Annotated in this window: 21 protein-coding genes; 12 read left to right on the top strand and 9 right to left on the bottom strand. The window is 72.0% G+C overall.

The genetic code is table 11. The features are described from left to right. Window positions 1–32 precede the first annotated feature (32 nt). Window positions 33–992, top strand: a complete 960-nt coding sequence (locus EWH70_RS11665; RefSeq protein ID WP_130475339.1) for a GlxA family transcriptional regulator — start codon at window positions 33–35, stop codon at window positions 990–992. Here EWH70_RS11665 and EWH70_RS11660 read toward each other — a convergent pair. Beyond that, entirely contained in the window at window positions 921–4,025 is a 3,105-nt protein-coding gene (locus EWH70_RS11660) for an ATP-binding protein (RefSeq protein ID WP_130475338.1), read from the bottom strand. The genes EWH70_RS11665 and EWH70_RS11660 overlap by 72 nt on opposite strands. A gap of 91 nt (window positions 4,026–4,116) precedes the next feature. Between EWH70_RS11660 and EWH70_RS11655 the strand changes: the two genes are divergently transcribed. Next, on the top strand, window positions 4,117–4,992 hold the full coding sequence (locus tag EWH70_RS11655) for an NAD(P)-dependent oxidoreductase (RefSeq protein WP_130475337.1): 876 nt from the start codon (window positions 4,117–4,119) through the stop codon (window positions 4,990–4,992). Window positions 4,993–5,068: 76 nt separating this feature from the next. On the opposite strand, the gene EWH70_RS11650 is transcribed toward EWH70_RS11655, so the two are convergent. The 3 genes from EWH70_RS11650 to EWH70_RS11640 are packed head-to-tail and all read right to left on the bottom strand — an operon-like array spanning window position 5,069 to window position 8,177. Then, complete coding sequence (locus tag EWH70_RS11650) at window positions 5,069–5,980, bottom strand: carbohydrate ABC transporter permease (RefSeq protein ID WP_130475336.1); 912 nt, start codon at window positions 5,978–5,980, stop codon at window positions 5,069–5,071. Then, window positions 5,977–6,846 (bottom strand): carbohydrate ABC transporter permease, encoded by an 870-nt coding sequence (locus EWH70_RS11645; protein WP_240686935.1) that lies wholly within the window; start codon window positions 6,844–6,846, stop codon window positions 5,977–5,979. Before EWH70_RS11645 ends, EWH70_RS11650 begins: the two co-directional genes overlap by 4 nt. Then, window positions 6,843–8,177 carry a sugar ABC transporter substrate-binding protein gene (locus EWH70_RS11640; protein ID WP_205669093.1) on the bottom strand — a complete coding sequence of 445 codons (1,335 nt, stop codon included), beginning with the start codon at window positions 8,175–8,177 and terminating at the stop codon, window positions 6,843–6,845. Before EWH70_RS11640 ends, EWH70_RS11645 begins: the two co-directional genes overlap by 4 nt. 136 nt (window positions 8,178–8,313) lie before the next feature. Here EWH70_RS11640 and EWH70_RS11635 point away from each other — a divergent pair, with 136 nt between their 5' ends. The 4 genes from EWH70_RS11635 (at window position 8,314) to EWH70_RS11620 (ending at window position 11,221) form a co-directional block, all read left to right on the top strand. Continuing rightward, a complete protein-coding gene (locus tag EWH70_RS11635) occupies window positions 8,314–8,838 on the top strand; it encodes a MarR family winged helix-turn-helix transcriptional regulator (protein ID WP_130475335.1) in 525 nt (174 codons plus the stop codon). A gap of 1 nt (window position 8,839) precedes the next feature. Then, window positions 8,840–9,670, top strand: a complete 831-nt coding sequence (locus EWH70_RS11630) for an EamA family transporter (protein ID WP_130475334.1) — start codon at window positions 8,840–8,842, stop codon at window positions 9,668–9,670. 74 nt (window positions 9,671–9,744) lie between these two features. Further along, entirely contained in the window at window positions 9,745–10,293 is a 549-nt protein-coding gene (locus EWH70_RS11625) for a peptidase inhibitor family I36 protein (protein ID WP_130475333.1), read from the top strand. Between the two features lie 91 nt (window positions 10,294–10,384). Further along, complete coding sequence (locus EWH70_RS11620; protein ID WP_130475332.1) at window positions 10,385–11,221, top strand: NAD(P)H-binding protein; 837 nt, start codon at window positions 10,385–10,387, stop codon at window positions 11,219–11,221. Here the strand turns inward: EWH70_RS11620 and EWH70_RS11615 are convergent. Then, window positions 11,211–12,518 carry an NAD(P)/FAD-dependent oxidoreductase gene (locus tag EWH70_RS11615; protein WP_130475331.1) on the bottom strand — a complete coding sequence of 436 codons (1,308 nt, stop codon included), beginning with the start codon at window positions 12,516–12,518 and terminating at the stop codon, window positions 11,211–11,213. The two genes, EWH70_RS11620 and EWH70_RS11615, sit on opposite strands and share 11 nt — an antisense overlap. A 102-nt stretch (window positions 12,519–12,620) precedes the next feature. Between EWH70_RS11615 and EWH70_RS11610 the strand changes: the two genes are divergently transcribed. The 5 genes from EWH70_RS11610 to EWH70_RS11590 all read left to right on the top strand — a co-directional run bounded on the left by EWH70_RS11610 (window position 12,621) and on the right by EWH70_RS11590 (window position 16,886). Continuing rightward, a complete protein-coding gene (locus EWH70_RS11610) occupies window positions 12,621–13,067 on the top strand; it encodes a DUF4383 domain-containing protein (RefSeq protein ID WP_130475330.1) in 447 nt (148 codons plus the stop codon). Between the two features lie 128 nt (window positions 13,068–13,195). Further along, entirely contained in the window at window positions 13,196–13,558 is a 363-nt protein-coding gene (locus tag EWH70_RS11605; protein WP_130475329.1) for an STAS domain-containing protein, read from the top strand. 63 nt (window positions 13,559–13,621) lie between these two features. Beyond that, complete coding sequence (gene ctaD / locus EWH70_RS11600) at window positions 13,622–15,388, top strand: aa3-type cytochrome oxidase subunit I (RefSeq protein ID WP_130475328.1); 1,767 nt, start codon at window positions 13,622–13,624, stop codon at window positions 15,386–15,388. Continuing rightward, entirely contained in the window at window positions 15,381–15,719 is a 339-nt protein-coding gene (locus EWH70_RS11595; RefSeq protein ID WP_130475327.1) for a DUF3140 domain-containing protein, read from the top strand. Before ctaD ends, EWH70_RS11595 begins: the two co-directional genes overlap by 8 nt. Before the next feature lie 111 nt (window positions 15,720–15,830). Beyond that, entirely contained in the window at window positions 15,831–16,886 is a 1,056-nt protein-coding gene (locus EWH70_RS11590) for a J domain-containing protein (RefSeq protein WP_130475326.1), read from the top strand. On the opposite strand, the gene EWH70_RS11585 is transcribed toward EWH70_RS11590, so the two are convergent. Together EWH70_RS11585 and EWH70_RS11580 are read right to left on the bottom strand one after the other, a co-directional pair. Beyond that, entirely contained in the window at window positions 16,883–17,782 is a 900-nt protein-coding gene (locus EWH70_RS11585; protein ID WP_130475325.1) for an aminoglycoside phosphotransferase family protein, read from the bottom strand. The two genes, EWH70_RS11590 and EWH70_RS11585, sit on opposite strands and share 4 nt — an antisense overlap. A 20-nt stretch (window positions 17,783–17,802) precedes the next feature. Further along, window positions 17,803–18,993, bottom strand: coding sequence for an HNH endonuclease signature motif containing protein (locus EWH70_RS11580; protein ID WP_130475324.1), 1,191 nt, complete (start codon window positions 18,991–18,993; stop codon window positions 17,803–17,805). Between the two features lie 106 nt (window positions 18,994–19,099). Between EWH70_RS11580 and EWH70_RS11575 the strand changes: the two genes are divergently transcribed. Next, on the top strand, window positions 19,100–19,873 hold the full coding sequence (locus EWH70_RS11575) for a phosphotransferase (protein ID WP_130475323.1): 774 nt from the start codon (window positions 19,100–19,102) through the stop codon (window positions 19,871–19,873). 15 nt (window positions 19,874–19,888) lie between these two features. Here the strand turns inward: EWH70_RS11575 and EWH70_RS11570 are convergent, their stop codons facing one another. Both EWH70_RS11570 and EWH70_RS11565 read right to left on the bottom strand, forming a co-directional pair. Next, window positions 19,889–21,421, bottom strand: coding sequence for a hypothetical protein (locus tag EWH70_RS11570; protein WP_130475322.1), 1,533 nt, complete (start codon window positions 21,419–21,421; stop codon window positions 19,889–19,891). Further along, on the bottom strand, window positions 21,418–22,734 hold the full coding sequence (locus EWH70_RS11565; RefSeq protein WP_240686934.1) for a hypothetical protein: 1,317 nt from the start codon (window positions 22,732–22,734) through the stop codon (window positions 21,418–21,420). Before EWH70_RS11565 ends, EWH70_RS11570 begins: the two co-directional genes overlap by 4 nt. Window positions 22,735–22,864 lie beyond the last annotated feature (130 nt).

Below are 22,864 nucleotides of genomic sequence, written 5' to 3'. Positions count from 1 at the left end.
GCCCGCAGGCCAACGTGTGTCAGGATCGGGCCATGCACCGCGTCGCCGTTCTCGTGCGGCACGGCGTCATGCCGCTCGAACTGGGCATCGTCCACCAGCTGTTCCGGCAGGCGATCTCCCCGGAGGGCACGCGGCTCTACGACGTCGTGACCTGCACGCTGGAGCCTGGCCCGGTCCGCACCGACGCGGACTTCCCGATCGAGGTGACGGTCGGCCCGGAGGTGCTGGCCGGGGCCGACACGGTGCTGGTACCCGCCACTCATGAACCGGACGAGACCGAGACCGAGGGCAGGCTGCCCGCGCCGCTCGCGGCGGCGTTCGCGTTGATCCGGCCGTCGGCGCGGATCGCGTCGATCTGCACCGGGGCGTTCGCGCTGGCGGCGGCCGGGCTGCTGGACGGGGCGGTGGCCACCACGCACTGGCTGTCGGCTGAGAAGTTCCGCCTGCTGTACCCGCGGGTGCGGCTGGAGCCCGGCGTGCTCTACACCGACAACGGCCGCGTCCTCACCTCGGCAGGCGAGGCCGCCGGGATCGACCTGTGCCTGCACCTGATCCGGTGCGACCACGGGGCGGCGGTCGCCAACGACGTCGCCCGGCGGACGGTCGTCCCGCCGCACCGCGACGGCGGGCAGGCGCAGTTCATCCCGCGCCCGGTGGCCGAGCCGCGGGTCGCGGCGACCGGCGCGGCCCGGGCCTGGGCACTGGACCGGCTGGACCGGCCGCTGACCCTGCGTGAGCTGGCCGGGCAGGCGTCGATGAGCGTGCGCACGTTCACCCGGCGCTTCCGGGAGGAGGTCGGGACGTCGCCGTCCCGCTGGCTGACCCGCCAGCGGGTGGAGCTGGCCCGGCAGCTGCTGGAGGAGACCGACCTCGACGTCGACCAGGTGGCGCGGCGGACCGGCTTCGGCAGCGCCGGGTCGCTACGCGCGCACCTGCACGCCGCCATCGGCGTCACACCCACCGCCTACCGGGCCACCTTCCGCGGGCGCTGAGAACTCGGCCGCGAACGCCTCGTCGCCCAGTGCGGCGCGCACGGTCGCGGTGATGCGGTCGACGTCGCCGCGCTCGGCGGGTGGCAGGGGAGTGCCGACCGACTCGCGGGCCCTCGTCGCGGCACCGAGCAGCCGTGCCGCGACGGCGTGCTCGCCGCGTAGCGCGTGGGCCCCGGCGAGCCCTTCCTTGGCCAGCGCGATCGCCCGCGGGTCGCCACCGCGGAGCGCCAGGTCGTGGCCCTGCCGCTGCAGCCGCAGCGCGGCGTCGGCGTCGCCGCGCAGCTCGGCGACGAACCCCAGCTCGGCCAGCACCAGCGAGCCGCCCTGCTCGAACCCGACGTCGCGGTGCCAGTCCAGCACCGACAGCAGGAGCCGCTCCGCCTCGTCGAGCCTGCCCTCCTGCCGCGCGCCCAGCGCGAGACCGGTCTCGGCGTAGCGCCGCGCCGGGGTGAACCCCTGCTCGGCGGCGACCCGGATCGCGCGCTCGTGGTACTCGCGGCCGGCGGCCAGGTCGCCGGTCAGCAGCGCGGTGCGGCCCAGCCAGGACAGCTGGTAGGACACCTCCGGCCACAGCTGCAGTTCCTCGGCTCTGCGCAGGCCCTCGGTGTGCAGCCGGGCGGCTTCGGCGTAGTCGCCGGCGACGCTGGCCAGCGTGCCACCCGCGAAGGTGGCCTGGAGCTGTCCCCACCGGTCGCCGGTCTCGGCGAACAGCCGGTCGCCCTCGGCGGCGTAACGTCGGGCGGCGGCGAAGTCGCCGGTCGCCATCGCCTGGCTGACCTGGTCGATCCGGCAGACCGCGATGCCCCAGCGGTCGCCGTCGGCCGCGAAGCCGGCCAGCGCCGACTCGGTGATCCGCCGGGCGCCGTCCATGTCGCCGATGGTCGCGGCGGCGTGCCCGAGGAACCACAGCGCGCGGCCGCGCACCGGTGGCGGCTGCCCGTCAGGACGGTCGGCGAAGACGGTGATCGCGTGCTCCCAGGCCGTGACGGTGGCACGCAACGCGGGGTCGCCGCCGCCGACGTCCAGCGCGGTGCGCAGCGACCGGCGTGCCTCGGCCAGCCTGCCGCGCAGGAACCAGTACCAGACCAGCGATTCGGTGAGCCGCAGCGCGTCGTCGGCCATGCCGTGCTGGGCGAAGGTGTCCAGTGCCGCTCGCAGGTTCGCCGTGTCGGCGTCCAGCCGTTCCAGCCAGCGCCGCTGATCGCCGGTGCGCAGCAGCGGGTCCGCCCGTGCGGCCAGGCCGGCGTGGAACCGCGCGTGCCGCAGCCGGACGGCGTCGGCGTCGTCGAGGCGTTCGAGGCAGTAGTGGGCGACCGACTCCAGCAGCCGGAAGCGCGGGCCGGGCTGGGCCACGACCAGCGAGCGGTCGACGAGCTGCGTCAGCAGTCCGGCCACGTCGGCGGCGTCCACGCCGTCACCCGCGCACACCGCCTCGGCGGCGTCGAGCGCACAGCCTTCCGGATGCACGGCGAGCCTGCACAGGGTCCGCCGCTGGGGCTCGTCGAGCAGGTCCCAGCTCCAGTCGATCATCGCGCGCAGCGTCTGCTGCCGGGCGGGCACGCCGCGGCGCCCGCCGTCCAGCAACCGGAACCGGTCGCCGAGCCTGCGCAGCAGCTCGTCCGGTCCCAGCGCGCGGATCCTGGTGGCGGCCAGTTCCAGTGCCAGCGGGATGCCGTCGAGTGCCCGGCAGATCCGCGCGACGGCGGCGGCGTTGGTGTCGTCGAGGGTGAACCCCGGTGCGGCGGCGGCCGCCCTGGCGACGAACAGCCGCACGGCGCTGTGGTCGCGGACGGTGGCGGAGGTCGCGGCCTCCGGCCCGGGAACGCCCAGCGGCGGCACCGCCCACAGTGCCTCGCCGCCGACCCCGAGCGGTTCCCGGCTGGTGGCCAGGATCCGCAGCCGGGGCGCGGCCGCCAGCAGCCCGCCGGCGACGGTCGCGACGGCGTCGATCACCTGCTCGCAGTTGTCGATGACCAGCAGCATGTCCTTGTCCCGCACCGCGGTGTGCAGCGGGCCGCGGATGTCCAGTGCCGTGGCGATCGCCTCCGTGACGCCGTCCGGTCCGGGACAGGTGTGCTGCTCGGCCCCGGCCAGTTCCACCAGCCAGACGCCGTCGGGATAGCCGTCGGCGATCCGGCGGGCGGTCTCCAGGGCCAGGGACGTCTTGCCGACGCCACCGGGCCCGGTGAGGGTGACCAGGCGGGCCGACTCCAGCAGGCCGCGGACCTCCCGGACCGCGGGGCCCCGGCCGAGCAGGTCGGTCACCGCCGCGGGCAGGTTGCCGCCCGGCGCCGGCGGCGGGGCGTCGAGTGCTGGGTCCCTGGCCAGCATCGCCTGGTGCAGCGCGGTCAGGTCGGGCCCGGGTTCCAGGCCGAGGTCGTCGGCGAGGCGGCGGCGCAGCTCGTGGAACCCGTCGAGGGCCTCCTGCGGCCGTCCCGCGCGGTAGAGCGCGCGCAGGTGCAGGGCCCGCAGCCGCTCGCGTAGCGGGTACGTGGCCACGAGGTCGGCCAGCTCGCCGACCAGCCTGCCGTGCTCGCCCCGCTCCAGCCGGGCCTCGGCGAGGTCCTCCAGCGCCACCAGGCGGTCCTCGGCCAGCCGCCGGGCCACCGGCCGCGCGAACGGTTCGTCGGCGAAGTCGGCCAGCGGTTCGCCCCGCCACAGGGCGAGGGCCTCGGTGAGCAGGGCGACCCTGGAGCCGGGTTCGGCGGCGGCGCGGGCGGTCAGCTCGGCGAAGCGGTGCGCGTCCACGGCGCCGGGTGACACCCGCAGGAGATAGCCGGGCGGCGTGCGGACGACCAGTCCGGGGTCGCCGAGTGCCTTGCGCAGCTGGGAGATCTTGGTCTGCAGGGCGTTGGCCGGGTTGCCGGGCTGGCGGTCGCCCCACAGGTCCTCGGCGAGCCGGTCCGCGGAGACCACCGTTCCGGCGTGGACAACGAGGTCGGCCAGCAGGGCCCGCACCTTCGGCTCGGGGACCCCTACCGGCGTGCCGTCGGCCGTCCACACGGCCAGTGGCCCGAGCACCCCGAATCGCACCGGTCGAACCTACCGTGCGTGGATCCACAGTGGTTCGTGCGAGCCCGCGGGCACCGTGGTCCTCGAAGCGAACAACCACGAGAGGACGACGATGACCGAGAAGAACGCCACCGGTGTCACGCTGATCGGGCTGGGCCCGATGGGCCGGGCGATGGTCCGGCGGTTCCTGGCCGGCGGTCACCCCACGACGGTGTGGAACCGCACGGTGAGCCGCGCCGACGAGCTGGTCGCCGAGGGCGCGGTGCCGGCGGGCTCGGTGGCCCAGGCACTGGCCGCCAACGAGCTGGTGGTCCTGAGCCTGACCGACTACCAGGCCATGTACGACATCCTCGGCCAGGCGGAGGACGCGCTGGCCGGCCGGGTGATCGTGAACCTGTCCTCGGACACCCCGCAGGCCAGCAGGGATGCGGCCGACTGGCTGGCCGCGCGTGGCGCGAAGCTGGTGGTCGGCGGGGTGATGGTGCCGGAGGAACTGGTCGGCACCGAGCAGGCCTACGTGTTCTACAGCGGCCCGAAGGCCGAGTTCGACCGGTTCGAGGCGACGCTGGCGCGCATCGGCAGGCCGGACTACCGCGGCGAGGACCACGCCCTGGCGCAGCTGTACTACCAGGCGCAGCTGGACATGTTCCTCACCGCGCTGGCGGCCTACCTGCACGCCAACGCGCTGGTCGGGTCGGCGGGCGTCTCGCCGAGCACGTTCTCGCCCTACGCCAAGGAAACCTTCGACACCCTGTCGTACTACTTCGACGACGTGGTGAAGCAGCTGGAGGACGGCGAGTACCCCGGCGACGGCGCGACCGTGGTGATGATGGGCGCCACGGCCGACCACATCGTGGGTGCCAGCGAGGCGGCCGGGGTGGACACGGTCCTGCCGAAGGCGGTGCAGAGCCTGTACGCACGCACCATCGCCGCCGGCCGTGGCAAGGAGGGCTGGCCCAGCCTCATCGAGGTGATCTCCGGCCGCTGAGGCAACGGCGAAAGCACGTGAAGGCCACCTTCAGCACGTCTCACGTAATGAAGGTGGCCTTCACGTGCTTCGATCGTCAGCCCTTCACGGCACCGGCGGTGAGGCCACGCATGAACTGGCGCTGCATGGCCAGGAACGCGATCACCGACGGCAGCAGCGCGAGCAGTGCGCTGGCCAGCAGCACGCCGGAGCCGACCTGCTCGTCGGAGCGCAGGATGCGCAGCGCGATCGGCAGGGTGTACTGACCCGGCTCGGTCGCCACGATCAGCGGCAGCAGGTACTGGTCCCACACCATGGTGAAGCCGAACACGCCGATCACCCCGACCGCGGGACGGCACAGCGGCAGCACGACCGACCAGAAGATGCGCAGCTCGCCCGCCCCGTCGATGCGGGCAGCCTCCTCCAGCTCGATCGGCACCTCCCGCATGAACTCGGTCATCACCAGGATCGAGAAACCCCACGCCCCGACCGGCAGGATCATCCCGGCCAGCGAGCCGATCAGGTTGGTGCCGAACACCGGAAGGTCCGACAGCACCACCGACAGCGGGATGGCCAAGATCTCCTCGGGCAGCATCATCGTGGCCAGGATCAGCAGCAGCACCGCGGTCATCCCGCGGAACTTCTTGCGTGCCAGGGCATAGGCCGCCAGCACGCTCACCGAGATCTGCAGCAGCAGCCCGAAGCCGACCACCAGGAACGAGTTCAGCAGGTAGCCGAGCACACCCCGGTCCGCGGCCACCGCGAAGTTGTTCAGGGTGAACGAGTCCGGGATCAGCGACAGCTCCGCCGGGTCGGACAGCTCGGAGAACGCGCCGACCAGGACCGCCAGCAGCGGCCCGGCGAACACGAAGGCGATTGCCACGTACAGCACCACGCGCAGCACGACCGACACCGGACCGCGCCGGCCGGACAGGCCCAGCGCGGTGTCGGTGACGCCGGAGGCGCCGGGACGCCGCCGCCGCTGCGGGATGGTCAGCCGGGTGGTCATGCGTCCGCCCTCCTGCGCACGAGCTGCGTCACGATCGTCAGGATCGCCGTGGCCAGGAACAGCACCACCGAGCCCGCGGCCGCGACGCCCAGCTCACCGCGTTCCAGCCCGAGCTTGTAGATCAGGGTCATCAGCACCTCCGACGCCCCGTTCGGTCCGCCGTTGGTGAGCAGGAAGACCTCGGTGAACACCCGCAGGCCACGGATCGCGGCCAGCGTCACCAGGATCACCAGCACCGGCCGCAGCGCGGGCAGGGTGACCGACCACAGCCGCCGCATCGTCCCGGCCCCGTCGACGGTGGCCGCCTCGTACAGGCTGCGGTCCACCCCGGCCAGGCCGGCCAGGAAGATCATCATGTTGTACGGCGCGCCCTGCCAGATGCCGACGGCCATCACCGACCACAGTGCGGTGTCCTCGCTGGCGAGGAACTGCGACGGCCCGAGGCCCACCCAGCCGAGGATCGAGTTCAGCGCCCCGTTCTCGGCCGGGTAGTACAGCATCCGCCACACCTCGGCGACGACCGCCATCGCGGCGACCACCGGCAGGAACGCGGCCGTGCGCACCACCCACAGGTGCCGCGCCTGGCCCTCCACCAGCAGCGCCAGCACCAGCCCGAGCAGGATCGACCCGGCGGTGACACCGGCGGCCAGCGTCACCGTCTGGGCGATGGCCTGCACGAACCGGTCGCTGGAGACGACCTCGGCGTAGTTGTCCATGCCGACGAAGGCGTCGCCGAGGAACGGCCGGACCTCGTGGAAGCTCATCTCGATGGCCTTGCCCATCGGAATGAACTTGAAGTACAGGAACAGCAGCAGTGCCGGGGCCAGGAACAGCCACGGCACCAGCCACCGCCAGCGCGGCGTCACTGGGCGAGAACCTCCTGTTTGCGCAGTTCCTCGGTGAACTTCCCGGCCAGCTCGGTGAGCCGCTGCTGCGGCTGGGCCGAGCAGTCGGCGGCCAGCGCGTTGAGCGTCTCGGCCGACATCTGCCGGAACGGCGTCCAGTTCGGGACGGCGGGCGCGTAGCGGCCGTGGTTGTCGTAGACCTGCTGGAACACCGCCCACCGCTTGTCCTTGCGGACGGTGGCCATGTCCACGGTCCGGTTCACCGGCAGCCGGACGATGTTGCCGTCGGTGTCACCGGCCATGCCGATCGTCTGCCCCTCGACGGAGGTGGCGAACGCGGCGAACTTGCGCTGGCCCTCGGGGTTGGGGGAGCCGGCCATCAGGTAGACGTTCTCGCCCTCGGCGAGGCTGGCCTGCCCGCCGCCGAGCCCGGCGGGTGGCGGCACGACCTCGTACTTGCCCGCGCCGAGGTTCTTGTCGAACCGGGCCATCAGGTAGGGGCCGGTGAGGTAGATGCCCGCCTTGCCGTTCTCGAACGCCGGGTGCGCGGACTGGTCGGTGTCGGCGGTGATGGCGTCGGGCTGGACGACCGGGTCGCCGCAGAACTGGTCCTGCAGCCACTTGACCGCGGCCACCGACTGCGGGCTGTCGATGGCGGGCGCCCACTTGTTCTCGCCCGCCTGGCGGAGGAAGTCGCCGCCGCTGGCCCACAGGAAGCTGGAGAAGAACCAGGACATGTAGCCGCGCTTGGTGGAGCCGGGCACGAGCAGGCCGTAGGTGTCGGCCGCACCGTTGCCGTCGGGGTCGTTCCTGGTGAACGCCGCGGACAGGGCGTCCAGTTCCTGCATGGTCTTCGGCTGGGGAAGGCCGACCTTCTGCCGCCAGTCCGAGCGGATCAGCAACGCGAACGCCTGCGCGGAGAACGGCACGGCGTAGGTCTTGCCGTCGGGGCCCTTGGCCGCTTCCCAGGCGCGGTCGTTGATGTTCTGGCTGCCGTCGATGGAGGCACGGTCGACCTCGCCGACCAGGCCCTGCTCGACCAGGGAACCGAGCTGCGAGGTGTCGTTGATGACGATGTCGGGCAGGTCCTTCTGCGCGGCCTGCTGCTGCAGCTTTGTCTCGAAGTCCTCGAAGACCGGGACCACCTTGGCCTGAATGCCACTGGCTTTCGTGAACGCCTCGGCCAGTGCCTGCGCCGTCTTGGCCGCGGCCCGGTCGGGTGGCTTGCGGATCCAGATCTCCAGCGGGGCGTTCGGGTCGGCGGCGGGGGAGTTTCCGCCGGAGCCACAGGCGGGCAGCGCGAGACAGGCGATCGCGACAAGCAGCGTCCCGAGACGACGATGTGCTCGCACGTCGAACTCCTTCTACATATGTGGACGTCAGTCACTGATGTGAACGCGTTCCGTGTGAAGCTAGCCACCTGCCCGATTCGGGTCAACCGGCGCCCGCCAGTTTGCGGCCTACTGTTACGACTGATATGCATGAGTCATGCATGACGCGACCCGAACGGCGAACCTGCTCGGCGCGACGGCCCTGGCCGTCACCGATCTCGCGCTGGCCGGGGCGACCAGCGCGTCGGGGGTGAGCGTCAGCGGCGCCGCCGCGCTGGTGGTGCTGTCGGCGTCGCCCGGGATCAGCGTGACCGAGCTGGGCAGGCGGGTCGGGCTGACCCAGTCGGCCGCGGCGCGGATGGTGGACTCGCTGGAGTCGGCCGGTCTGGTCGAGCGCACGGCCGGCCTGGGGCGGGCGGTGTCCGTCCGGCTCACCGCCCGCGGCACCGCTACGGCGGACGCGGTACTGGCCGAGCGTGGTTCACCGCTGACCGAGCTGGTCGGCGTGCTGGACGAGGAGCAGCAGCGGACGCTGGCCGACCTGCTGGCCGTTCTGCTCTGCCGGCTGTACCAGCGCGTCGGCGACAGCGACCGGCTGTGCCGGTTGTGCGACCGGGCGGCCTGCGTGTCCGGCGCCGAGTGTCCCGTCGGCGCCGCGGCCCGCGCGGAGGGGGCGGGCTGACGTGGGCACGCTGCTCGCGCTCGCCTCGTCGGTCAGCTACGGCGTGGCCGACGTCGCCGGCGGGCTGCTGTCCCGCAAGGCGAACCCGGTGTCGGTGGCGTTGCTGGGCCAGCTCAGCGGCCTGGTGCTGACGCTGGTGGCGGCGCTGGTGCTGCCCGCCGCCGACCCCGCGGCCGCCGACCTTGGCTGGGGCGCGCTGTCCGGCGTCGGCACGGGTGTGGCGATGGTGTTCCTGTACCGGGGGCTCGGCCGGGGTGCGATGAGTGTCGTGGTGCCGGTCAGCGCGGTCGGTGGCCTGGCGCTGCCGGTGGTGGTCGGCGTGCTGCTGCTCGGCGACCGGCCGTCGGTACTGGCGTGGACCGGCATCGCGGTGGCGGTTCCCGCGTTGTGGCTGGTGTCGCGCACCGGGCGCGACGGTGGCGCCGGTTCTGCGGCGTCCATTGTGGACGCTGTCGTGGCGAGTGCCGGGGTGGCACTGCAGTACCTGGCGCTGGCGCAGGCCGCGCCCGCGGCGGGGATCTGGCCGGTGGTGGTGGGCCGGCTGGCCGCCGCGGTCGCCATCCTGCCGATGGTGCGGGCCTCGCTGCGCATTCCGGGCAGGCTCGTCGCGCCCGCCGCGGCGACCGGGGCGTTCGCCGCGCTCGCGCTGGTGTGTTACCTGCTGGCGACCCGGCAGCAGCTGGTGGTCGTCGCGGTGGTGCTGTCGTCGCTGTACCCGGCGATCCCGGTGCTGTGGGGGATCGCGCGGCTGCGGGAGCGGCTGAGCCGGCCGCAGGTGCTGGGCCTGCTCGGTGCCGGTGCGGCGGTGGCGCTGCTGGCATTGGGAAAGTAGGCAGCACAAGGGTTCTGCAAGCGCGCTTTTGTAGCTTCCTCTCCGCATCAGTTGTTCGATTCTGGGGAGCTACGATGAAAACACTCGGGAAACTGGCCGCCGTCTCGCTCGCGGTGGGGGCGACGCTGGCCTTGGCCAGCCCGGCACAGGCGTCCGATGAGGCGTCACTGCCCACCGTGACGCTGACCATTTTCGATGACTCGGGGAAAGCGGAAGTGCTGACGAGCCCCGACTACGCACGATCGAGCGTGTCGTCGGTGCGGGCCAAGGCCGCGGACAGATGCCCGGCCGAGGTGATCTGTCTGTTCGAGATGCACAACGCTGGTGGTTACGGCAATGGCTTCCGGACGTCGAACCCCAGGTCCGGGGTCGACGACTTCACCACGATCCCGGTTCCGGAGGGTGGCACGCGGCCGTACGGCCCCGGCCGGTTCGGCACCAGCTGGAACTTCAACGACCACATGTCGTCCTGGGTCAACAACTCGCCCTACGTGTGGCACTGGTACTTCGGCAGCCATGGCACCTACGAGTGGCACCCCATGGAGCGCTTCGGCGGTGAGGTCGTGGTGAACCTGCCGGACCACGAGAACGACCACGCCTCGTCCATCTACAACTACCGCTGAGTGAGCTGAGTCACAAAAATCCCATATGCGTATGGGTGCCCGATGTTCGTAGCCTGCGACCGTACGGTGTACGGACGAAGGGATCTCGGGCATGACCTACCTGGTGACCGGTGCGACCGGCAACGTCGGGCGGTTGGTCGTCGACCACCTGCGGGCGGCCGGCGCACCGGTCCGCGCGCTGACGAAGAACCCGCGCAGGGCGGCGCTGCCGGACGACGTCGAGGTCGCCGAGGGCTACCTCGGCGACCTGGCGACGCTGCCGGCCGCGCTCGACGGCGTCGAGCGGATGTACCTGGCGCCGCTGCCGGAAACGGTGGCCGATGTGGTGGCACTGGCGCGGAAGGCGGGCGTGCGCCGGATCGTCGCGTTGTCGCAGAGCGACGCCGACAGCGAGGCCGCGCTCGATGAGAGCCAGTGGCACTACTACGCCGTCGAGCACGCGGTGGAGAACTCCGGTGCCGAGTGGACGTTCCTGCGGCCCGGCCAGTTCTACACCAACGCACTGGACTGGGCCGCGCCGATCCGCTCGGCCGGTGTCGTGCGCGGTGCCTACCCGGATGCCGCCTACACGCCGATCGACCTGGACGACATCGCCGCCACAGCCGCGGCGACGCTGCTGGCGGACGGGCACCACGGGCAGCGGTACCACCTGACCGGCCCGCAGACGCTGACCAAGCGCGACCAGGTCCGCATCGTCGGCGAGGTCCTCGGCATTCCGGCCCGCTTCGAGGAGGTGTCCCGCGAGCAGGCCTACCGGGAGATGTCCGAGGCGGGCTGGGGCGAGGCGGCGGGCTGGATGCTCGACCTCGACGCACGCGTCACGGCCGAACCCGAGCGGGTGCTGCCCACTGTCGAGCGGATCACCGGGCGGCCGCCGCGCACGTTCGCCGACTGGGTCGCCGCCAACCGGGACCGGTTCAACGCCTGATCTTCGGCACTTCCGGCGCCGAGGTGTCCAGTGGCACGGCGGCCGACCGCACCAGCCCCAGCTGGACGGTCTGCCGCCGGGTCAGGGTGTCCAGCAGCCAGTCCACGCCGGTACGCAGCCGGTTGCCGGGCATGGACATCAGGTGATAGCCGCGGGTGACGGCCTTGGCAGGCAGCCCGGCCAGCGGGATCCGCAGCGGGTTGGCCGCGGCCTGCCGGGCACCGAGGTCCACGACGAACCCCAGGTCGTGGTGCCGGTAGGCCTTCGCCTGCCCGTGGCCGAGTGACGCGGCGACGTTGCGAGCGGCGAGCTTGCCCTGCCGCACCGCGTGCTGGGCGGTCATCGCGGTCAGCTTTCCCGGCCGGGTCAGGTCCGGCACGGCGGCGGCGTCACCGCAGGCGAAGACGTCGGGATGGCCGGGCACGGCCAGCCGGGTGTCCACCACGAGGCGGCCCTGCTCGGTGTCCAGGCCCATGGCGTCGACCAGCGGATCGGGCCGCACGCCGACGCACCAGACCAGCGTGCGCGCGGGGACGCTCTCCCCGGTGGTCAGCGTGACGCCCTCGGCGTCGGCCTCGTCGATCGACGTCTCCATCCGCACGTCGACGCCGCGTTCGCGCAGCACCCGGTCGGCCGTGCGGCCCAGCCGCTCGTCCAGCTCGGGCAGCACCCTCGGTGCGACGTCGAGCAGCATCCAGCGGATCGGCTGGCCTGCCAGCTCGGGGTGGCGGGCGGCGAGCGCGCGGGTGAACGCCGGGCCCTGCGCGGCGACCTCGGTACCGGTGTAGCCGGCGCCGACGACGACGAACGTGCAGCGCGCGTCGCGCTCCTTCGGATCGTCGGTGGCCGCGGCCAGCTCGATCTGCCGGGTGACGTGGTCGCGCAGGTAGAGCGCCTCCGGTACCCCGCGGAAGCCGTGCGCGTGCTCGGCCACCCCGGGAATCGGCAGCAGCTTGTGCACGCTGCCCGCGGCCAGCACCAGCCGGTCGAACCCGAGGGTGGCGGTGCGGTCCTCCGGGTCGGTGTAGGTCAGCTGCCTGCCGTCCAGGTCGACGCCGGTGACCTCACCCAGCACCAGCCGCACCCCGGGCAGGGTCCCCGGCAGTGACACCGACACCCGGCGCGGGTCGAGGATCCCGGCGGCGACCTCGGGCAGCAGCGGCAGGTACAGGAAGTAGTCGGTCGGATTGACCAGCACGACCTCGGCCGCGCCCGCCGGCAGTGTCCTCGTCAGCTCCTTCGCAGCGTGGTATCCGGCGAACCCGCCGCCGACCACCACGATCCGCGTTCCAGGCATGGGTGAACCTCCTCCGGTCGGCCCTTGCCCAGTCGCTTACCCGGCTCGGCCGTACGGAAACCCGCTGGTTTTCGCGGCCGGTTCCGCGGGAACCCAGCCGGCATGATGGCCCAGCGGCACGAACCTCTCAACAACACCGGGAGCCTGTCCGACCGGGTCCCGACGGCACAGCTGCTGGCGATCGGGATCGGGGTGGTGTACCTGGCACTGGGCCTGGCCGGGTTCTTCCTCGCCGAGGACGGCGTCGGGCCCGACCCGACGACGACCGTGCTGGGCTTCGGGGTCAGCACCATGCTCAACGTCGTGCACGTCGTGGTCGGCGCGCTCGGCATCGTCGCGTCCCGGCGCGGCACGGCCGCGCGGTTCTACGGCTGGGCGCTGTTCGTCGTCATGATCGCGCTGACGGTGTACGGCATTCTCAACGCGGCCAGTCAGACCACCGCGAACATGCTGAACCTGAACTGGCCGGACAACTGGCTGCACGGCGTGACCGCCGTGCTCGGCCTGCTCATGGGGTTCGCGTCGCGGTTGCGGCGCCGCGGTCGCTGACGCTCCGTGTCGGCTGGTCACACGTCGATCACGGCGGTACGATCGTGGGCGTCGGTTGAGCGCACAGCCGAGGAGCGGCCGTCCGGCCGCTCGTACGGTTCTGCCAACCGCGTGGAGGCCCAGTCTTGATGTCCAGCGACCTTCTGCGACTGCACCGCCGGACGGAGAACGGCGCCCTCGTCGTCGCCGCGTCCGGCGACGTCGACATGCTCACCGTGCCCGACCTCGAGCAGTACCTCGAGGCCGCCTGTGGCCAGGCAGGTTCGGACCAGACCGTGGTGGTGGACCTGAGCGAGGTCACCTTCCTCGGTTCGTCCGGACTCGCCGCACTGGTGCAGGCCGATCAGCGTTGCCGCCAGGTCGGCGTGACCCTGCGGGTCGTCGCCGCCAACCGCGTGGTGACCCGTGCGCTGGAGGCCGCGGGCCTGCAGGGCGTGCTCGATATCGCCTCGACGGTGGCCGACGCCGTCACCCCGGAGCAGCGCCGCTAGGAACGGGTGTAGTCACCTCCGGGACGGGGTAGTCGCAGGCGCGACCACGCCCGGAGGTGTGCGATGACCCAGACGGCGAAGCCGGTGCGGCCGGTACCGGTCCCCGTCGCCCAGCCCGCGCCCGTCGCGAAGGGCAGGCTGCTGCTCAACCTGCTGCGCACCACCGATCACAAGCAGATCGGGGTGCTCTACCTGGTCACCTCGTTCGGCTTCTTCCTCGCCGGCGGCGCGATGGCCCTGCTGATGCGCGGTGAGCTGGCCGTCCCGGGACTGCAGTTCCTGTCCCAGGAGCAGTACAACCAGCTGTTCACCATGCACGGCACGATCATGCTGCTGCTCTACGCGACGCCGAACGTGTTCGGGTTCGCCAACTTCGTACTGCCGCTGCAGATCGGGTCGCCGGACGTGGCCTTCCCCCGGCTCAACGCGTTCGCCTACTGGCTCTACCTGTTCGGCGGCACCACCGTGCTGGCGTCGCTGATCGTGCCCGGCGGGGGAGCGGACTTCGGCTGGACCGGCTACCCGCCGCTGTCCAACGCGGTGCACTCGCCCGGCGTCGGCGGCGACCTGTGGATCTTCGGCCTGATCGTGTCGGGTCTGGGGACGATCCTCGGCGCGGTGAACATGGTGACCACGATCGTGTGCCTGCGGGCGCCGGGGATGACCATGTGGCGGATGCCGCTGTTCACCTGGAACATCCTGTTCACCAGCATCCTGGTGCTGGCGGCGTTCCCGATCCTCACCGCCGCGCTGTTCGGGCTGGCCGCGGACCGGCACCTCGGCGCGCACGTGTTCGACCCGGCCAACGGCGGGGCGATCCTGTGGCAGCACCTGTTCTGGTTCTTCGGTCACCCCGAGGTGTACATCGTCGCGCTGCCCTACTTCGGCATCATCACCGAGATCGTGCCGGTGTTCAGCAGGAAACCGCTGTTCGGCTACAAGCTCATGGTGTGGGCGACGGTCGGCATCACCGCGTTGTCGTTCGCCGTGTGGGCCCACCACATGTACGCGACCGGGGCCGTGGTGCTGCCGTTCTTCGCGCTGGCGACGTTCCTCATCGCGGTGCCGACGGGCATCAAGTTCTTCAACTGGATCGGCACCATGTGGAAGGGCCAGTTGTCGTTCGAGGCGCCGATGCTGTGGGCCGTCGGGTTCATGGTGACGTTCCTGCTCGGCGGGCTGACCGGCATCCTGCTCGCCGCGCCGGCACTGGACTTCCACATCACCGACAGCTACTTCGTGGTCGCCCACTTCCACTACGTGCTGTTCGGCACGATCGTGTTCGCCACGTTCGCCGGGATCTACTTCTGGTTCCCCAAGATCACCGGCCGGATGCTGAACGAGCCGCTGGCGAAGCTGCACTTCTGGACGACGCTGATCGGCTTCCACACGACGTTCCTCGTGCAGCACTGGCTCGGCGCCGAGGGGATGCCCCGCCGCTACGCCGACTACCTGCAGAGCGACCAGTTCACGGTGCTCAACGCGATCTCGACGATCGGCGCGTTCCTGCTCGGCGCGTCGGTGCTGCCGTTCATCTGGAACGTCGTGCGCAGCTACCGCTACGGCGAGCGGGTCGATGTCGACGACCCGTGGGGATACGGCAACTCACTGGAGTGGGCCACCACCTGCCCGCCGCCGAGGCACAACTTCACCGAGCTGCCCAGGATCCGGTCCGAGCGGCCGGCGTTCGAACTGCACTACCCGCACATGGTCGAGCGGATGCGGGCGGAGGGCCACCGGACTCCGCCGAAGGAACCGCAGCCGCCGACGCCGTCGGAACACCTCGCCGACGCGACCGAGAAGGGGAAAGGAGCGACAGCGGATGGCTGACCGTCCGGACATCGACCCCGAACTGTGGGACGAGTTCCACCGGGTGGTGAACATGACCTCCCGCGAACTCAGCGAGTGGCTGCGGACCAGGTCCGCCGGGGAGGAGACCGAGGAGCTGCCCGACCACTCCGGCACGCCGACCGGCCGCAAGGTGCTGGACATTCTCGGCAAGCGCAAGGCGGACGTGACCGGCGACGACATCGAGGTGATGCGCCGGGTGGTCGACCGCGTGCATGCCGAGCGACGGGACGACCTCGAGCCGACGGCGGGCGAGGCGCACTGGCGGCACCGGCTGATGTCGGTGGGCCACGACCCGCTCAAACCGGCCTGAGAGGCCGTCTTTACCACCTTCACTCGAAAGGCTGGAATGCCGGGCTGGCAACGGAGTCCGGCCGCCGACCGCATATGGTGACCACGCCAGTGCGAGAGGTGGACGACATCGTTGCCCGGTATCGACTTCTACGAGCTGCTCGGCGTGGACCGCTCCGCGTCGCCCGCCGAAATCAAGTCGGCGTACCGGTCGCTGGCCAAGGCCCTGCACCCCGACGCGGGCGGCACCGCGGGCACGTTCCGGGTGCTGCGGCAGGCGTACGAGACGCTCACCGACCCGCGGCGGCGTGCCGAGTACGACCGTGATGAGGCGCCGCCGGTCGCACCGGCGCCGCGGCGGCCCCGTACCCGGCCGCTGCGGACCGATCCGGCCTTCGTTCCGCCGGAGCCGGTCGTCGACACGGCCGACATTCCCTGGTGGGACCTGGTCGAGGCGGCGCCGCGCTCGCCGAGGGAGGGCCGCGGTCACGCGCCCTGGCTGGCGCTCGCCGCGGGCGTTCTCGCGTTGCTGCTGCCGCTGGCGTTGCCGTTGTCGGCTCCGCTGGTCGTGTGCTGGGTGCTGCTGGCGGTCGCGGTCGGTGCCGCGGGCTGGTGGCTGGCGCGGGGCTACCTGACCGACGTGCGGACCGAGCGGGAGCTGACCGCCGAGTTCGGCGCGGAGGTGGAGTTCGGCCGGGTCGGCACCGACGCGGACCAGCGCGGCGAGCAGCTCACCGCCGGGATGCTGTCGCGGTACCTGACCAGGCTGCCCGGCATCCGGGTGTTCCACAGCCTGGCCTGGCCGGACTCGGTGTTCGCCGACATCGACCACGCCGTGCTCGCCGGGCGCAGGCTGGTGCTGATCGAGTCGAAGGTGTGGCCGCCGGGGCACTACGCGCTCGACGGCGGTGTGCTGTGGCGCAACGGCAACCGGTTCCGCGGCGGCGAGAGCCGGCTGGCCGACGGCATCCGCGCCTACCAGGAAATGCTGCCCGACGTCGAGATCCGGGGCGCCGTCCTGGTGTACCCGAACCGGCTGGGCGAGGTCACCGCGGAGCCGGTCGGCGACCAGCTCGCGCCGCCGATGACGCCGGAGCAGTTCGTCACCGAGATCGGCGACTGGCTGGCGGCCAGGCCCGCCGCGGTCGACCCGCACGCCTTCCGGACGGTGCTGGGCCGCCTGGTCTAGCGGCTGGCGGTGAGGCGGCGCAGGGCGGCGGCTGCGGGCGGTCCCCAGGTCGGCTTACCGCCGGGGCGGCCGTGGACACCGTTGTCGCCGACGAGCAGGCAGCCGAGCGCCTTCGCCACCGCCCAGCCGCGGGCCCGGCGCCGAGTCGACTCGTCCGCCGCGTAGGTGCGGTGGAAGCGGTCGACGGCCCCGTCGGGCAGTAGCAACCACCCTGCGGCGAGGTCGCAGGCCGGGTCCCCGCCGCACATGTCGCCGAAGTCGATCACGCCGCAGAAGTCGCCGCCAGCGGTGAGCAGGTTCGCCGGATGCAGGTCCCCGTGCAGCCACAGGGCCGGGCCGGTCCAGGCGGGCGCGGCGAGGGCGTCCGCCCAGACCTGGCGGACGGCGTCCGGGTCGGCGATCAGCCCGCGATCGGTGGCCTCCGCCAGGAACTGCCGGAATCCGTCGTCGACCTCCGCCAGCGGGCCGCCGCGGTTGCGGCCGGCGGGTGCGTCGCCGGGCGCGGGTTGGTGCAGCGCCGTGAGGAAGGCGGCCAGCGTGTCGGCCGCCTCGGCGCGAGTCGCGGGGGCGCGGTCCGCCGGTTCCCCGGCGACCCAGGTGGTGACGATCCACGGCCGGGGAAACCGGTCGGACGGCACGCCGAGCCGCTGCGGTACCGGCACCCGCAGGGGGAGCCGGGGCGCGGTGACGGGGACGAAGGTGTGCTCCTTGAGGATCAGCTCGTCCGCCGCCTCGGTGGCCCACGGCAGCCGGACCGCGAGCTCGTCGCCGAGCCGCCACAACTGGTTGTCCCAGCCGTAAGCGCCGAAGGTGAGTGGTAGATCGGCCAGGTCGGGATGCTGGTCGCGGAGCAACCCCGCGACCAGGTCGGCCGTGATCTCCTCGGTGTGCGTCACGGCGGTCACGGTAGCCGGGTTCAGGCGGGGATTCGGTGGTAGGGGTTGCTGCTGGGTCTTCGGCGCTTGGTCAGCCAGGCCGGTGGGTGGAACTGCGGCTTTCCGTCGTTGATGGTGACGGTCCAGTCGGTGTGGTGGATGACCCGGTGGTGGCGTCCGCAGAGCAGGACCATTTCGTCCACATTGGTCCGTCCGCCGTGTTGCCATTCGCGGACGTGGTGGACGACGCACCAGCGGGGTTTCCGCGTACAGCCCGGGAAGGCGCAGCCTCGGTCGCGGAGGGCGAGGGCTCGGCGTTGGGCTTTGGTGGCCAGCCGGACGTCGCGGCCCAGGTGCAGGACTTCGCCGTCGGAGCCGAACACCGCCGGAACGAGTTTGGCCTCGCAGCACAGCCGGGAAAGCGCCGACGCGCTCAGGTATCCGGCGCCGTCGAGGATCGCGGGTCCGGCGCGGCGTTGCAGGTCGTCGAGCGTGGTGGTCACGGTGACCACGGCTCGCTCACCACCTTGGGTGCTCAGGTCCTCGGTGCGGGCGACCAGCTCGATCATCTCGGCGAGTGCGTCGCCTTTGCGTTCGGCTTGGTTGCGGAGGTCGGGTTGGCCTTCCTCGGCGGGGCAGGGTTTGGCCAGTACGTCGAACAGGCCGTCGAGGGTGGCGCCGGTTTCGGCGTCGAGGGTTCCTGCGAAGCGGTACCGGCCGTGCCGGTCGATTTTGGAGCGGAACTCGCGGACGGGGTGCGCCAATGCGTCTTCGTCGGGTGGGGCACTGTCCTGGTCGACGCGGGCCCGGATGTTGTCCCCCGCCTTACGGACCGCGGTGGGTGGGGCGGTGCGGGCCAGGGTCAGCAGGATGTCCTCGAACCCCTCCCGCGTCTCCACCGGCAACGCCGTAATCGCACGGTGGATTTCCACCGCGTGCTCCAGCGACACCTCACCCGCCGCCAGCGCCGCACCGGTGGCGGCCAGGGAGCCGAACAGTTCCTGAGCCAGCTGCACCCGTGTTTTGGCCAGCGCGCGGGAGACGTTGAGGTTGTCCACCTGAAACGCCACCAGATCCCGGAAACCCAGATCAGTCCCGCGGGCGCTCAGCTCCGCCAGGCCTTCCAGTATCTCGGCGGCGGCTGCGGCCATCTTTTCCTGGCCACGCTGAATGATGGCGGCTACCTCCTCGTCGGAGTGCCGCCACAGGCGGGTGCCAGGTTTCTCGAACACGTCACCATCGTATTACGAACAGATGTTCGAAACAATCACACGATCGAGCGAGTCGGAGTTTCGGAAACTGCCGCTCGCGTGGGCCAAGCCTGCAACGATGATCGTCATGGAACGCGACGAAGTTCCGCTCCACGGCGGCAATGCGAACACAGGCGTGGTCCGGGTCGGGCAGACGGTACGCCGCCCCAGTGGCCCCTGGACCCCGGCGGTTCACGCCCTGCTCACGCACCTGCACGCGGCCGGGTTCGCCGGTGCGCCCAAGCCGTTGGGCATCGACGAGAAGAACCGGGAAGTACTGACCTGCGTCCCGGGCCCCGTGGCCTGGCCGGATCACTTCGGCCTGCTCGAACCGGACGAACGGCTCGCCCGCGTCGCCCGCATCGTCCGCGACTTCCATGACGCGGTCGCCGGGTTCACTCCTCCGCCCGATGCACAGTGGCAGGTCCTCATTCCGGCCGACGGAGCGGAGATCATCGCCCACCACGATCTCGCGCCGTGGAACCTCGTCCTGGGTGATCCACGCTGGGTGTTCATCGACTGGGACACGGCCGCGCCGGGGACCCGACTCTGGGATGTCGCGTACGCACTCCACGGCTTCGTGCCGTTGTCGGCCGATCCACGGTGGCGCGGGAGGTCCGCCGGTCACCGCGTACGGGTCTTCGCCGACGCCTACGGCCTGGACGAGAACCAGCGGCGGGAACTGCTGGCCGTGCTCGCTCCCCGCACCCGGTCGATGTACACCTTCCTCGCCACCCAGGCCGCCGCCGGACGGCAGCCCTGGAGCCGGCTGTGGGACGACGGCCACGGCAGGACCTGGCAGGCCGACGCCGACTACATCGAGCAGCACACCCCGGAATGGGAGCACGCACTGCTCGGCTGAGCATCCCGCCGGTGCTCAGCCCAGCCAGAACTCCCGCCACGCGACCGTCAGCTCCCCGACCCCGGTGAGCCCGATGCGCTCCACGTGGGCCTTCCAGCTGTCCTCCAGCACGTCGCACAGCAGCGACGCGGGCGGCTGCACGTCGTCGGCACTGAACTGCCTGAGAATCACCTTCGGCACCGCCAGCTTCGCCTTGCCACGCACCACCGACTGCTCGGTCGCCCGGCAGACCAGGTACTCCACGGTCGCGACCTCGCTCAGCGGCACCGGGTCCTGCGGGCCGACGACCGGCACGGTCTCGGCCATCGCGCGGTACAGGCATTCCAGCGGCCCGGCCAGGCCGGCCGGGGAGTGCGCCATCTGCCAGGACACCCAGATCGCCAGCGAGTCCGACGTGCTGGCCGGCCGGTAGTCGAAGGCGGGCCCGAGCAGCGCCTGGTAGTCGCTGGCCGGATGGGTGCTCTCGTCGGCCGGCGCCGTCTCGGCGCACCCGCGCAGGCCGAGCCGGTGGAACAACGCCGCGAGCAGCTCGTGCGGACGCGTCGGTGGCGGGGCGGGGCCGTCGAGCAGCTTGCGCAGGATCCGGTTGACCCTTCCGGCGGCCACACCGTCGACGCTCAGCTGCAGGTGGATGAACGCCAGGTCGTCCAGCGACGTCCCGCTGCAGCCGACGACCCCGACCTGCGGATAGCGCCGCAGGAACGTGACGATGGCGTGGGTGGACCCGACGCGTGCCGGCCCGACACAGGTCAACGGCAGGCAGGTGGTCACCTGCTCGTCGGCGGCCGGTTCGAACCCGGGCCTGCTGCGGCAGACCTGGAACCAGTTCCCGGGCCGGTGACCCGGACGCGTGTCGGACACCCAGAAGCCGTAACCGCGCCGTTCGCACAGTTCCCGCAGGTGGTTGCCGAGCAGGAACTGCCGCTCGGCGGAGTTGTCGGTCAGCGCCACCGAGAACCGCACGGCCAGCGACGAGTAGGCCGACGGCAGCTCCTTGCGGGTCCGCAGATCCAGGTGGCGGGTCTTGACGACGGTCGGCAGCTGCGCCGGGCACTGCAGGGTGAGCAGCGGCGCGCCGGCCAGATTGGCCGCGACCTCGGAGATCCCCTCGAGCAGTTCACGCACGGCGGTCCCGTGCCGGTCGGTGAGCTTGCGGGCCGTGCGGTCGACCGAGATCAGCCCCTCGAACGTGTGCGCCGACTCGTAGACGAACGTCGGGTTGGGCCAGGCACTGTGCTGGAACACCCACCCACCGGGCACGTCCTCCCTGCCGCAGCGGCGCTGGCCGTCGGCGGGCCGACCGGTCATGGCCGCCGACGCCTCGCCGGTGCGGGTCCCGATGGCGACCCCACCGCCGTTGGCGGCCGAGCACAACGCCTCCAGGAACGGGGCGTCGCCGAGAAACGGTGCCAAGCCGCGCAGATAACCCGGCCGGGCCTCGACGTGGTGCACCTCGAAGTCCACAGTGGTCAGTGACTGCCTGGCGATCTGGAAGCCCGCCCTGGCGAGGTCGGCGATCGAACCGACCTGGCGGCGCCGCCGGCTCACCGGCTCCGTCCCGTCGAGTCGAAGCGCACGTTGGCGGGCAGCGGCCTGCCCCTGCCGCCGCCGACCCACCGCGGCACGCCGACCCGGTGCAGCGGCGCCGCGGCGTGCCAGGCCCGCTGGCTGGCCAGCGCCACGGCGGCCAGCACCGGTAGTCCCACGGCGAGGGTGAGGAACACCTGCACGATCTCGCCCGGGCTCTTCGTCGCGATGGCGGCCGCCAGCCCGGCCGCCGACACGATGCACAGCTGGGCCAGCGTGCGGGGCATCGTACGCAGGTAGGCGGCGACCGACCGGCGGGGCGGCGCCGCGAGCCGGGTGTAGAGGAAGCCGGGGACCAGCAGCAGCATGGTGATCACCGACTGCCCGTCGCCGACGTTGCCGAGCTTCTCGGTGGCCCGCGCGCCGTACGGCCACGGCCCGCCGACGAGCAGCCAGCCCAGCAGGTAGGCCGTCGCGGCGACGGCGAGCGCGTAGAACATGACACTGCGCGGACCGAGTTCGCCCGCGTCGGTGAGCACCAGCCCGGCCCGCACCCGCACCAGTTCGCCGTGCTCGCCCTCGTCGCCGGAACGCCGCCAGTACGCCTGGCCCTGGTTGTCGGTGACCGCGTCGACCAGCACCAGGTCCTCGCCCAGTTGCTGGCCGGAGATCTCCTCGGCGGCGCGGCGCAGCACGTCCGCGGTGACGTCGGGGTGGCGCAGCAGCGAGTTGTCCAGGTCCAGTTCCCCCTGCCCGGTGCGGACGGCGTCGCCGGTGGTGGCCGCGGCGGCCAGCCGGTGGCAGGCGGGCAGCGCGGACTCGGACACGTCGAGCCCGGACTGGCTCGCCTCCCACTTGCGCCTGCGCAGCAGCTCGGCCAGCGTGCGCAGCACGGTCTGGGCCTGCAGTTCGACGACCTTGCGGCTGGACTTGCCTGCCCCGCTCGCCCGCAGTTCCTGGTGACGGTCGGCCAGCCAGCGCAGGTCCGCGACGATGCCGTCGGCGAGCGGGCCGTCGGCGTTGGTGGACAGGTACATCCGCGCCAGGTCGGCCTCCGGTGCCGTCCGCACCACCAGGTGATACGACTTCAGGTTGGCCGGGACGGTGGTCTCGTAGCTGACCCGGTAGCCGTTCTTGCTGGCCCGGATGCGCCGCAGCGCGTCGATCAGCCGCGACGGCGTGTCGTCGGCGACGTAGAGCGGGGTCTCGTAGGACAGCCGGTGCTCGTCGACGGACGCGTCCAGGCCCACGACCAGCAGGTAGTCGCGGACGGCCAGGTCGAGCAGCTGGGCGTACCCGGCGAGCAGGTGCCGGTGGTCGTCGAGGATCTGCAACGCGAGCGCGCGGCACTGCCTGCCGTAGCCGGTGACCGTGCCCTCGGCGGGAGCGTGGGTGAACTCGGCCGCCGGATGGTGCGGCTCGGTCAGCAGCGTGCCCAGCGCCCGCTCGATCAGCCACCGCGGC

Source organism: Amycolatopsis suaedae (genome assembly GCF_004214935.1).
Classification (GTDB): domain Bacteria; phylum Actinomycetota; class Actinomycetes; order Mycobacteriales; family Pseudonocardiaceae; genus Amycolatopsis; species Amycolatopsis suaedae.
Note: the sequence above shows the minus strand (reverse complement) of the source record. Positions and strands in the feature narration are given on the sequence as shown.